The organism is Rhizobium sp. J15 (genome assembly GCF_002531825.1).
GTDB lineage: Bacteria > Pseudomonadota > Alphaproteobacteria > Rhizobiales > Rhizobiaceae > Rhizobium.
In genome coordinates, this window is sequence record NZ_NWSX01000015.1 from 72,864 (window position 1) to 84,897 (window position 12,034).

At 58.1% G+C, this 12,034-nt stretch carries 12 protein-coding genes and 1 tRNA gene; 9 read left to right on the forward strand and 4 right to left on the reverse strand.

What is annotated here, in order from left to right; all coding sequences use genetic code 11:
• Positions 1–48 precede the first annotated feature (48 nt).
• From CO670_RS15560 to CO670_RS15575, 4 genes are all read left to right on the forward strand, one after another.
• Positions 49–972: a hypothetical protein gene (locus tag CO670_RS15560; protein WP_097591058.1), complete on the forward strand. Its 924-nt coding sequence runs from the start codon at positions 49–51 to the stop codon at positions 970–972.
• Positions 973–998: 26 nt separating this feature from the next.
• The gene (locus tag CO670_RS15565; RefSeq protein ID WP_097591059.1) at positions 999–1,691 is read left to right on the forward strand and encodes a lysozyme; all 693 of its coding nucleotides are present in this window, start codon (positions 999–1,001) and stop codon (positions 1,689–1,691) included.
• Complete coding sequence (locus CO670_RS32970) at positions 1,691–1,981, forward strand: hypothetical protein (RefSeq protein WP_176538946.1); 291 nt, start codon at positions 1,691–1,693, stop codon at positions 1,979–1,981. The genes CO670_RS15565 and CO670_RS32970 overlap by 1 nt, the downstream gene beginning before the upstream one ends.
• A gap of 100 nt (positions 1,982–2,081) precedes the next feature.
• Positions 2,082–4,604 carry an FAD-dependent oxidoreductase gene (locus tag CO670_RS15575; RefSeq protein ID WP_097591061.1) on the forward strand — a complete coding sequence of 841 codons (2,523 nt, stop codon included), beginning with the start codon at positions 2,082–2,084 and terminating at the stop codon, positions 4,602–4,604.
• Here the strand turns inward: CO670_RS15575 and CO670_RS15580 are convergent.
• Positions 4,592–5,182 carry a hypothetical protein gene (locus CO670_RS15580; protein ID WP_141502311.1) on the reverse strand — a complete coding sequence of 197 codons (591 nt, stop codon included), beginning with the start codon at positions 5,180–5,182 and terminating at the stop codon, positions 4,592–4,594. The two genes, CO670_RS15575 and CO670_RS15580, sit on opposite strands and share 13 nt — an antisense overlap.
• Before the next feature lie 235 nt (positions 5,183–5,417).
• On the opposite strand from CO670_RS15580, the gene CO670_RS15585 reads away from it, so the two are divergent.
• A complete protein-coding gene (locus tag CO670_RS15585; protein WP_245425841.1) occupies positions 5,418–6,050 on the forward strand; it encodes a hypothetical protein in 633 nt (210 codons plus the stop codon).
• Positions 6,051–6,895: 845 nt separating this feature from the next.
• Here CO670_RS15585 and CO670_RS15590 read toward each other — a convergent pair.
• Together CO670_RS15590 and CO670_RS15595 are read right to left on the reverse strand one after the other, a co-directional pair.
• Positions 6,896–7,276, reverse strand: a complete 381-nt coding sequence (locus tag CO670_RS15590) for a hypothetical protein (protein WP_097591063.1) — start codon at positions 7,274–7,276, stop codon at positions 6,896–6,898.
• A complete protein-coding gene (locus CO670_RS15595) occupies positions 7,273–7,575 on the reverse strand; it encodes a hypothetical protein (protein WP_097591064.1) in 303 nt (100 codons plus the stop codon). The genes CO670_RS15590 and CO670_RS15595 overlap by 4 nt, the downstream gene beginning before the upstream one ends.
• A gap of 119 nt (positions 7,576–7,694) precedes the next feature.
• On the opposite strand from CO670_RS15595, the gene CO670_RS15600 reads away from it, so the two are divergent.
• Positions 7,695–7,779, forward strand: a tRNA-Leu gene (locus tag CO670_RS15600).
• Between the two features lie 387 nt (positions 7,780–8,166).
• Here CO670_RS15600 and CO670_RS15605 read toward each other — a convergent pair.
• Positions 8,167–8,541, reverse strand: a complete 375-nt coding sequence (locus CO670_RS15605) for a VanZ family protein (protein ID WP_097591065.1) — start codon at positions 8,539–8,541, stop codon at positions 8,167–8,169.
• A gap of 206 nt (positions 8,542–8,747) precedes the next feature.
• Between CO670_RS15605 and ilvA the strand changes: the two genes are divergently transcribed.
• From ilvA to CO670_RS15620, 3 genes are all read left to right on the forward strand, one after another.
• Positions 8,748–9,998, forward strand: a complete 1,251-nt coding sequence (ilvA, locus tag CO670_RS15610) for a threonine ammonia-lyase (protein ID WP_097591066.1) — start codon at positions 8,748–8,750, stop codon at positions 9,996–9,998.
• A gap of 37 nt (positions 9,999–10,035) precedes the next feature.
• Positions 10,036–10,362 carry an HlyU family transcriptional regulator gene (locus CO670_RS15615; protein ID WP_097591067.1) on the forward strand — a complete coding sequence of 109 codons (327 nt, stop codon included), beginning with the start codon at positions 10,036–10,038 and terminating at the stop codon, positions 10,360–10,362.
• Between the two features lie 252 nt (positions 10,363–10,614).
• Entirely contained in the window at positions 10,615–11,886 is a 1,272-nt protein-coding gene (locus CO670_RS15620) for a GGDEF domain-containing protein (RefSeq protein WP_176538947.1), read from the forward strand.
• Positions 11,887–12,034 lie beyond the last annotated feature (148 nt).

Here is a 12,034-nt window from a genome sequence, read left to right on the forward strand (position 1 = left end):
AACCTCTCCGTTAGGTGCTGAATGCCTGTTACAATCAGAAGCCTTTGCATGGAAAATGTCAATGAGGCGATCGAATGCGCAGGCGAAGGTGGAGAAGTTGTCTTCCCAGCCGGGATTCTGGAAGTCGATGGCTTCACGAATTTATTCAACGACCAGATATGGACGTTAGACAGGAATACCCAACTCCTGCGATCAGCTACGACTGCCGGCCCAATCCTGGCCATGACCGCGCCAAAGCTAACCATCCGTGGGGGCGTATTTGACGGCAACCGGGGCGTCAACAATGTTCAGACGGTCGGTATCGCAGGCGAGGCCCAACACTCCCTCGATATCAGAGGAGCAACAATCCGCAATGTTGCTGGATGGGGCATTGCTTTCGATGACGGAAAGCTCGTTGTCGATGAGTGCTCATTCTCGAATGTCGGCTATTCGGCCATCATCTGGCTTTGCACTTCAAGGGCGCCGGATGGTTCAGTTCGGTATGGGCCAAAGATCACCAGATGCGAGATCAACCACGCGATCGGGTACGCCGGAGAGCCGGGGATCTGTCTGAAAGGCGGGCTCAACGGATCAAACAACCAGTTTCAAGGCGCCGAAGTCTCGGGCTGCCGCATTAGAATGCCTGGCACGTCGCACTATAGCAATGTCGGGGTAGAACTGACCTTCGGCCAGAGGTCGCGCGTGATCAACAACGATGTCTTGGCCGCCCGCATCGCCTATTCGTTCGGGCACATGGCGGCATCCGTCATGACCGGGAACACCTCCTCAGCGATCTGCGACTATGCTCATGAGCTTGTCGATAGCGAGACGAACACGGTGAGCGGCAACGCATCCACCGGGATTGCTGGCTCTATCGGCATGGTGAGGATCTCTGGCGCAAGCCGATATAACCGAGGCGGCGGCAACGCTGCCAGCAGTTTCCCCAGCACGGTTTCGGACGTGTCGTCTTACCCGTCGCTGAACACTTTCTGACCAATCCACAATCTGGAGACTACCCGATGACTCGTAAGCTCAACGAGGCAAGCGAACAGCTTATCAAGCAGTGGGAAGCATGCATCCTTTTCGCCTATGACGATTTCGACCCTCCGTCGAACCGACGCCGCATCAAGGCAGGCGACAAGATCAACGGCACCTTGACAATCGGATATGGCCATACCGGCCCAGATGTTCGCCCGGGGATGACGATATCGCAGGCACAGGCGGAAGACTTGTTCGATCGCGACGTTGGCAAGGCCTGCGATATCGTCGAGCGCGCCGTAAAGGTTCCTCTCAACGATAACCAGTTCGGGGCCATGACGGCCTTTGTGCACAATATCGGCCCGACGCAGTTCAACAGTTCGACGCTGCTCAAGAAGCTGAATGCCGGTGACTATGACGCCGTACCGGCCGAATTGATGAAGTGGGTGAAGTCGAAGGGCAAACGCATGCAAGGGCTTGTCAACCGACGCTCGGCCGAAGCTGGCCTATGGGCGAAGGGCTCCTACGTGCAGTCCGCCGGCTCTCCAGTGGATAAGGTGCGCGCTCCTCTCATCAACGGCAAGGTCGCGGCGACAGCAAGCGCCGTCGTTTCATCGGGTGCATTGGCCTACGTGCCGCAGACCGGCCCGCTCGCCTATGTTCTTGCTGGCGTTCTGGCAGTGGCGTGCCTAGTCGGTATCGGCCTTTATGTCTGGGATAGGGTGAAGAACTGATGCTCGCCTTCCTCAAGATCATCCCGGATTTCATCAAACTCCCGATCGCCGCGCTCCTCGGTGCGGCTATCGCCTTCTATCCGGTGCTGTGGCTCGGCCGCTCAGAAGGAAAGCAGATCGCCGCGACGGCCGCTCTCGAAACAGCCGTGAAGCGATTCGCCGAAAAAGGAAAGATCAATGGTCAAGTCTCTTCTCTTGATGCTGCCGCTCTGTGCAATGATTTCGGCCTGCCAGACAACGACAAAGCCGATTGCATGCGCCGGGTTCGAGAAGCTTCATCCGAACCTTGAGACCTCCGTCTTCATCCTGAAGAACGACCGGCCGTTCGCGAACCAAGTCTCATCCCACAACCGTTTCGGCGCCTCGCAGGGCTGCTGGGAGTAATTGCTCATGAGCCTCATGCTTGGATTATCCATCGGCATCAATAACCAGCGTGGCGGGAGTGGTGGCGGCGCATTGCCGGATTTCACGTTCCAGGCTGAAACGCTGACACTGGAAACCGCGAGGGCGGCGCAGGGCATCACCATGACGCGGCGTCAGAAGCTCGCCTTTGATCGACTCATCGTCCGCGTCAAAGGTGCTGGCGTCAGCATGACGGACGCTCTCGCTCTGTATTCGCCGGACACCCCGACAGAGATCAACAGCCGCACCAACAAGTTCCACCCGGGCACGAACGACCTCACGCTGACAGGTGCGGGAACGCCGACCTATACGGCCAATGACCGGTGGAGTGGCTGGTCGTCGACCACGAAATACAATACCGGCATTGGGCTGCAGACATTCACGCAGGGCCAATTCACGATCTTCTACTATTCCCGCACCGCAACCGGGGGCAGCTCTGGCGACTTCGGTGCCCAAACCGCTGGCGGCGATGGGATCGCAGCGAACATCCGCGATGCGTCCAACAGGTTCAACGCGCGTTTGCAGGCCGCAAACTTCGTGTCTGCATTGACGAACGTCACGCCTGGTCAAGGCATGTACAGCATTCGTCCGAACAGCCTTGATACCTTCGGCATTACACGTGATGCCCCAGCGCCTACCTATGTCGCTCCAGCCACCAATCCCACGCTTCATCTGGGAGGCATCAACGGCGGGGCCGTGTCAATCCATGACTGCGGCCTCTTCGCCATCTTCAAGGTGACGCTGACCGATGCACAGTGCCGGGAAGTCAGCGCCGCACTTCTGGACTATTATTACAAGATCCGGTTCGGGATGGTGGATACCTATGCCGCCGGCTATGCCCCAACAACGGCCGATTACGATATCATCGTCTATGGTGCGAGCTGGACGGCGGTCTGCGCCGCATATGCTGCCAAGCAGGAAGGAAAGACGGTCGCTCTCGTCCTCGATGACCTGGCAAAGACCGATTGGGATATCGGCGGCATGCCTGCCTCTGGTCTCGCCTACGTTGATTGCTATGCCTTCACGGCCTTGAAAGGCCTATACCGCGATCTGACATCGTGGGCCAACAGCGTCATCATCAACCGGGCCGATACCAATACCCAAACGGGAAATTCCATCGAAAGCTGGCAATTCGTGCAGGGCGTCCGGCGCATGCTCGACCCGACGCGCACGAATGGCACGCTCATCCTCGGACAGGATATCCCGGTCTATTTCTCGACCGGCATCCAGTCAATCACCTCAGTCGGCACCACAGATACCGCGCTGAAGACCAATGATGGGCGAACCTTCACGGCTCGGCAGTTCATTGCCGCTGACTATGACGGCGAATACATCCATAAATCGAGTGGGATTCCGACGTTTACCGGCAGTGAGGCGGCAGGGTCGGGCTCTGAGGCCAACAACGGCTACAAGGGCTCCAGCGCGCTCAGCAAGCCATACGGCTCGGATATCAGCCCCTACATCACGGAAGGCGTTCAGGCATCGGGCTTGCTGCCGGATATTCAAGGTGAAATGCCGCTTCCCGGCCTGACCGTCGATGGGGTTGATCCATCCATCGAATCCATGAACTACCGCCTCGCCATGACGACGGACCCAGCGCGCAAGGTATCCGTCACGACGATGGACCCGCACAGGAACTACAACGCCTTGCGGTACGAGACGGCGGCGCGTGCGTATGTGCTCAACCCGAGCGTCACGATCGGCAACCCGGCGAACACGCAGACCATCCTGCAGTTTGCGGTTGGAGGCACGACCGATAAGATGGACGTGAACAACGGATCTGGGGGCCTTTCCACGGACCTTCCCGGCAGCGGCTACCGATATGCTACCGCGGCAAACCGCGCCGCTCAGCTTGCCGTCATCGACGATATTCGCGACTATGAGCTTGGGTGGTTCTGGTGGCATGCCAATTCTGGGGACGCTCGAATCCCGGGCACGCTGGTGACGCAGTTCCAGTCGCTCGGTCTGGATGCCGCAACCTTCCTTGATCCCGGCCCCGGCGGCTTGCTCTATTGGCCGAACCGGCCATATCAGCGCGATCCGATCTGGCGCCTGAAAAACACCGGCTACGTCTCGACGGCTCAGGATTATTGCAAGACGGATGGCTCGGCTCTCCGCTCTGACAAGACGGTTGCCGTCACCTCCTATGACTGTGACAAGCATCCGCCGTGGAAAGTCGCTTCCGGTGGTCTGCTGTATACCCAAGGTTCAGTTCCCGGCAGCCTCGTGGCAGGTGCTGACAAGATCGCCCCCGTCCCGCTGGAGGAGATCGTTCCCGATGCGGCGGCTAAAACCAATGTCATCGTGCCTTGGGCTTCTTCCTGCACCATCCTTTGCTGGTATATGGGTCGTCTTGAGCCGACCGGCGGCCTCAAGGGCGAGGCGGCCGGGGTTATCGCGTCCATGGCGATCGACGGAGCGGTAGGCGTTCAGGCCGTTGATTATTCCACGCTTCGAACGAAGCTGCTGGCTCGGGACCAGAACCACCCAATCCTTCCTCAAGTGGCTTGAACCCAAGCCCAATTTCGTCCTTGTTGTATGCTGGCAATGGTCGTGCGCGCCACACCAAACCTCTTTGCTAGATCGCGTTGCATCTCTATGCCCTTCAGGGCAATGATCTCAAGCACATCGTCCTCGGTTAGCTTTGCCCCGCCTTGGCGCCTGCCACGATTGTGTGTGCCGTGCACCAGCCTGTCAGCTTGGTTCTCTACGCGTGTCTTCCATGACAGGTGGTTACGGTTCACGCAACCATTCTTGCCATTCCCGCAGGAGTGAGCCGCTTCATGCTTGGGTGTCGGAGGAGCGCCGTGAGCGAGTTCGCAGATGTAGCGATGGGCGCCAGTTCTATTGCCATCGGGGTAGACAACCCCGTAGCCATGCAAGTCCATCCCGAACGGCCAAATCAAGCAGTCGGTGCCGGTGTAGTGCATAGCTACATCATGAACCCATGGAATAATATCGCCCCGTGGTGGTCCACCACCAAGCGGATCTCCGTGAACACGCAAGCGCCAGTAATGCGCGGAACAGCAGTTCTTCGCCAGTAGTGGCTTGCCGCAATCTGGAATCAAGCATACACGAGAATTAGCCATTTCGACCTCCTGACAGGTTGGCTTGGTTAGGACCCGTCGCAGCGCTCGAACGCTCGGCGGGTTCGCTATTTGTACCCTCAACAGCGTAAAAACACAAATGCGAAAGGCAGAACTGCTTCCAACAGTTCTGCCTTTCTAACCACTCACGATTCATCGGGAATCGAGGGGCTGGAGCAATCTTCCCAGCCGTTGGTTTCTTTTCATTTAATGGCAGGGCATGGGGCGATACAAACTGATGGCGGATGAGATGACGAACGGAAACGATGCGCACCGTGTTTATACGGACGCCATAACAGCCCAGCTCGGCGAGCGTGTAACGAACCTCGGGCGTCGGCAGACCGACCTCGAAGCTGAGATGCGCGCCGGCTTCAAGCAGATGGAATCTGCAATGGGCGCCGTCGCCGCGGAGATGCGCAATTCTGTCGCCGCATTATCGGCCACGATTGCCGAAAGAAACAAGCCCCAATGGCAGGCCATGGGCGTCGTCCTGACCTTCTGTGCCATGCTCGGCGGCCTGGCATACTGGCCAATCAACTCGGCAACAACTGACCTCAAAAGCGCCGTGGCTGTCATCCTCGAAAAAATGGTCACTCAAAAAGAGATGGAATGGAGAACCGCCAGGGGCGCCGAAGACAGAAAGCGGACAGATGATGCCATTGCCGACCTACGCTCCTCCCAGGTTCCCAGGCAAGAGCTTGAGCGCGTCTGGACGTCTGATGACCAGCAGAAGGCCGCGCTTCAAAAGCAGATTGATGAACTCAAGCAGGCCCAATCAAATACCTATAATGCCCGCGACTTCATGCTCGACCTCAGAGAAAGACAGGACAGAATGGAGCGGCAATTGCTTATCTCTAAGCCTCCTGGCTAGGAAAATTCAACCACCCCCATTTACGGCCTATGTGGATTTCGCAAATGGCAGTCTTTGACACCCCGTAGCGCTTAGCCATCTCCCCGAGAGGCACCTTGCCCTTGAGGCTGAATATTTCCCTAACATTCTCTTCGGTCAGTTTAACCCTTCCGTGCCTCTCACCTCTGGCTATAGTGCCATGTACCCGTTTGTCTGCTTCGTTGAAAACATGCGTCTTCCAGCCGAGATGCTCAGGCGTTACGCACCCTAGATGACCATCACCGCAAGAGTGGGCGGCCTCGTGTTCTGGAGTGGGCGGTTCGCCATTTACTAGCTTACAGATATAGCGATGCGCTCGTTCTTGCTTGTTATCGACCCTCACTTGAGGGTATCCATTGCTATCACGGCCAAAAGGCCAAATAAGACATCCAGGCCCTTTAAAATTCAATGCCTCTTCATGGATGAAGCGAATAAGCTCTCCGTTCTCAGTCCTTCTCAACGCTAGGGGGTGGCCGCTAAAGCGCATCCTCTCGTAATGGAGGCGGCAATAACCTTTTGCTTTGTGGGGCTTGCTGCAGCCATCGACTGCGCATACACGGATTTCAGCCATTGACGTTTTCCTGAACGTTTGTGGTTAGAGCGCGTCGTTGGCCTGCCAGCCTTCGGCGCGTTCGTCGTTATATCATTGACGGCTATGTGAGTGAATCAATTTCCTTGACATGAGAGAGCGTCAGGACCGCCTTGAGCGGCAGATCTACGGCGTCACCCGGCAAGCCACCCCATAACCGCCTTCCACCCCTCATACCCCAGTGTAAATACAAGAATACATGCGGCTATGATGGTGTGGGGGAGGAAGCGGGAAAACATCAGTCGCCCCACTGCATTTTCGAATATGCCTTCCACTTTTCGATGAAAGCTGGCAGTAGCGGCTCGAAATTTGACGTTGGGAAGCACACCCGAGGGCTGGTGCCATAATCGCATAGATTCATCTTGCACAACATCTCCCGGAACATCTCCGCAGCTAAGTCGTCCCGCTTCTTGCTATGAGCCTTCAACTCCTCAAGAACCTCAATAGCCATTTCGTCAAAAGCGGAATCGTAAGAGCCGTAGATCGGGAAGATATCCCAAGGGTCGAATTCCTCGATATCCCGCATATCATCGCGCGATGGCATAGGTTTTTGCAGAAGCGCGGCAACCTTTTCAGCAGCTTCGCGGTCAGCCTTTTGGCACCAAAGCTCCTCGCTCATTCCCCCTCCTCACGCTCTTTGATAGCTGCGTCGATCGCGGCTTCCCATCCTGCGCCCATCATTGGTGCGGCCCCTCCATCATAGCGCTCTTCGAACATGGCCTCGAACATCGCCTCCATCATGTGGAGGCTTGGATCGCGTATGGCCTCGATAACTTCCTTGGCTTTCTCCCGAGCCGCCACCAGTCTGCCTATGCGCTGCACCTGCTCAAAGCCATCCTTGCGTCTGTAGGCGTCTTCATAGCGCTCGAAGCCTTCCGGGTCGATCACCTTGGCGATTCGCTCCACCCTGCTCTCCATTCACCTTCCTCCTTCACAATAGCACGGAACATCTTTAGAACCAGATTTGCAAAACGCGACGGAAAAGCTGTAAAACATCCTCTTGACGAATCCGCATAAGTCGTTGATCTGGAATGCAAGCGGGCGTGGCGAAACTGGTAGACGCAAGGGACTTAAAATCCCTCGGCCTTGGCTATACGGGTTCGATCCCCGTCGCCCGCACCACCTTCATACTCCGGTTTGAATATCCTGCTATTGAATATGCACATATATTGTGCATAAAGGTGAGTTGTCGCTTGACAAACGCATTTTCGGTGCAAGCATTGCGCCGCGACGGTTGAGTAAGTGTTGTCTTGTGGGAGTAAGACGATGGTTTACGATTGGAATGGGACTAGGGCCCGGCGCATCCGGATCTTCAAAACCAGTGCCGCGCTTGTTCTAGGAACTGCGATGGCCGCGATACTGCTGTTTTTCTGGGCGGTTCAATTGCGCGGTTTCTAGAGCGTCCTTAGCGCGTCCCGAGAGGACGCGCTAAGGACGCTCTATCGATTTTGAATCAGCACATCGTCCCGAATGGATTTTGGGATGATGTGCGGCCTGTTCCCGACAATATCACCGTTCGGCCAGTGGAAGCGCGCTTGGCGACCTCGCGTCGCGCCATCTGTTGATCACCCAGCCGGCCACAAGCCCGATCGCCGCGCCCATGGCCTTGATGCCGGCGTCGTGCAGGCGCGCATGACGGGTCGGCACGAGATATTGCAGATATTCGATGGCGACCGCGCCTGTGATCACCAGCACGGCAACGGTCTTCCATTGTTTCGGATAGGCGAGCGCAAAGGCCAGGCCGAGCAGCACATAGGCGCTTGCGCGGTCGGTATTGACCGTCGTGACGGTCTCCGGCCTCAGCCCGATCGGTGAAACTGTCACGACGAGGATGAAAGCGAGCAGCAGCCAGGCCAGCGGCTTTGCGAATCTGAATATCGTCATGCGCGCTATAATAATGGCCGCCGCTTTCATTGACAGTTAAAATCAGTCCATGTGCCGCCGATTTGGCGATTGGCTTAAGAAAGCCTTCTGACGGCGCAATATGGAGCCGGCTCGTGAGCGAACCGGGAGCCGCCAAAACGGGCTTTCATTTTCCGGTCGGCTCGTGCGATAGCGGCAGTGGATAAATCTGAGAATGGACCACGCCCGTGACGAGACCTGATGTCGAAAGCGCCGAACAGGCAATGCGCAGCCTTTTTCCGGCAACGCCGCTGCAGCTCAACGATCATCTCTCGGCCCGCTACGGCGCCGATATCTGGCTGAAGCGCGAGGATCTGTCGCCCGTGCGCTCCTATAAGATCCGCGGCGCTTTCAATTTCTTCCGCAAGGCGATCGGGCAGGGGGCTGCCGGCAAGACCTTCGTCTGCGCCTCGGCCGGCAACCACGCCCAGGGTTTCGCTTATGTCTGCCGCCATTTCGGCGTGCCGGGCGTCGTCTTCATGCCGGTAACGACGCCGCAGCAGAAGATCGACAAAACCCGCATGTTCGGCGCCGAATTCATCACCATCCGGCTGATCGGCGACTTTTTCGACCAGTGCTACCAGGCGGCGCGCGAGCACGTGGAAGCGGTCGGCGGCGTCATGGTGCCGCCCTTCGACCACGTCGATATCATCGAAGGCCAAGCGACGGTCGCAGCCGAAATTATGCAGCAGCTGCCGGAGGGAACCGTGCCCGACATGGTTGTCCTGCCGGTCGGCGGCGGTGGGCTTGCCGCAGGCATCACAGGTTATCTCGGCGGCACCGTGCCGAAATCGGCATTCGTCTTCGCCGAGCCCGCCGGCGCGCCGAGCCTGAAACGCAGCATTGAGGCGGGTGAGGTGACGACGCTTGCCAAGGTCGACAATTTCGTCGATGGCGCTGCCGTCGCCCGCATCGGCGATCTGAACTTTGCCGCCCTGCGCGATTTTCCGACCGAACAGGTGCGGCTGATGCCGGAGAACGCCATCTGCGTCACCATTCAGGAGATGCTGAACGTCGAGGGCGTCGTGCTGGAGCCGGCCGGCGCCCTGTCGCTGACGGCGATCGCCGCGATGGATGGTCAAGCGCTCCGCGGCAAGACCATTGTCGCCGTCGTCTCCGGCGGCAATTTCGATTTCGAGCGCCTGCCTGACGTAAAGGAAAGGGCCATGCGTTACGCGGGGCTGAAGAAATACTTCATCCTGCGGCTCGCCCAGCGCCCCGGCGCGCTTCGGGATTTCCTCAATCTGCTCGGTCCGGACGACGATATCGCGCGCTTCGAATATCTGAAGAAATCGGCGCGCAATTTCGGCTCGATCCTGATCGGCATCGAAACCAAGGCGCCCGACAATTTCGCCCGGCTGATCGCAAATTTCGAAGCAGCCGGCATGGGTTACGAGGATATCACCGACAACGAGATCCTCGCCAACCTGATCATTTGACTTGGCGGAAACGATGCCGTCGTGCTAAAGGCGGAACATGGCTTCGTTCATTTCAAATATCATTTCGATGTTCTCCGGCGGCGGCAAACCGGCGGCGCAGGCGGCAGGACCTTCCGGCGAGCCGCAGCTCTATGCCGATTGCACGATCTATGCCGAACCGCGCAAGGAAGGCAGCCAGTATCGCCTCGCCGGGCGCATCGAAAAGAAGGTCGGCGACGAGGTGTTCGTGCGCAATTTCATCCGCGCCGATCTGTTTTCCTCGTCCGACGATGCGATCGAATGCACAGTGCGCAAGGCGCAGCAGATCATCGATCAGCACGGTTCGTCGCTTTTTGGCGACGGCGAGAAGGTTCGCCAGGTCTGATATCGGGGCTCCGATGAGGATCGGCCGCTGGACTGGAAACTTCTTTGCTTTTCAATCCTCTGAGCCGAGTGCTCATCCGAACCGCGTAATCTTGCACACGCAATCTTAAAGGATTGCGGTGAAAGATATCGCCCGCAGGATATGCAGGGCTGCCCTCGTGTTTCACTTTTTCGGACGATCGACCACAGGATCCGCCGCCGCGATTGCCGCGCCGGCAGGGAGACGCGGTCATCGACCGGAAGCCGGGGTGTCGTGATGGCGATGTTCAACCTCGCTCTCTTCGTCGTCGAAGCGGTCGCCTATTTCGTGCTGATGGTGACGCTTCTGCATTTCCGCCACCGGCTCGGCCTCGGAGTCTTCCTGACGGCTCTCGGCGTCATGCATTTCATGGAAACCTATCTGGCGGCGGTCTTCTACGTCTCGCTGCCGTTCGGAGACGTGTCGCCCGGCTCATCCATCTTCTTCTCCGGCAAGCTGATGATGATCCTGATGCTCTACCTCAGGGAGGATGCCGCGACGGTGCGCCAGCCGATCTACGGCCTGTTCCTCGGCAACCTCTTGACCGTCGGCATCGCCTGGGTTCTGCAGCTGCATCAGCCGCTGCAGCTGTCGGCCGGGCATGCGCCCGATGTCGATTTCCTCAAGGAGATGGGCTGGCTGATGGTCTGGGGAACGGCGCTGCTCTATATTGACTCGCTCGGCATCATCCTGCTCTACGAAAAGCTCGGCGATTTTTTCCGCCGGCGCGTCGTCCTGCGTTTCATGATCTCGGGCTTTGCGCTGCTGACCTTCGACCAGATCGGCTTCTTCGCCGCGCTGCATTATTTCCTGGACGTGCCGATTGCCGTCTTCTGGGGCGGCTGGAAAGCCAAGATGCTTGCGGTCTGCCTCTATGCGGCGATGTTTGCGATCTACGAATATCATATCCGCCGCGTTGCCGCCGATGCCTCCGCTCGCTCCATCAGCGACGTGTTCGGCGACCTGACCTTCCGCGAGCGCTACAACGATCTGCTGGAACGCACCGGCCGCGATATGCTCACCGGCGTCTATGATCGCACCCGCATGGAGCTGGAAGCGCCGCTGATGGTGCATGAGGCATTGAGGCAGGGGCTGTTTGCCACCGTCCTCATCATCGACGCCGATCACTTCAAGGATGTCAATGACGGCTACGGCCATCTTCAGGGCGACGAGGTGTTGAAGTCGATCGCCGTGCGGCTCGGTACGACACTGCGCTCCAGCGACCGCATCTTCCGCTTCGGCGGCGAGGAATTCGTCGCCGTCTGCCCCGGCACGGACCATGAGGAAGGGCTGTTGCTCGCCGAGCGCCTGCGCTGGATGATCGCGACCAGCGTCAAGACACCGGATGAGAAACCGGTGACGGTCAGTATCGGCGTAGCGACGGCCGACGAGGACGGCGCCAGCTTCACCACCGTGCTCTCGGCAGCCGACGGGCGGCTCTACGCAGCCAAGAAGAGCGGCCGCAACTGCGTCGTCGGCCGTTCCGGCGTGGTGAAGCTCGGTTGACCCGATCAGCGCAGCCGATCGGCCGCCGGTGTTCGTGATGTTGCGTGAACCGAAACACTTCGTGCTAGTACCGTTTATTTTCAATAGCTTATAAGAACGATAAAAACGGCTTGTTGGCGTAATGCAAACATGATCTCCATTGGCTCGA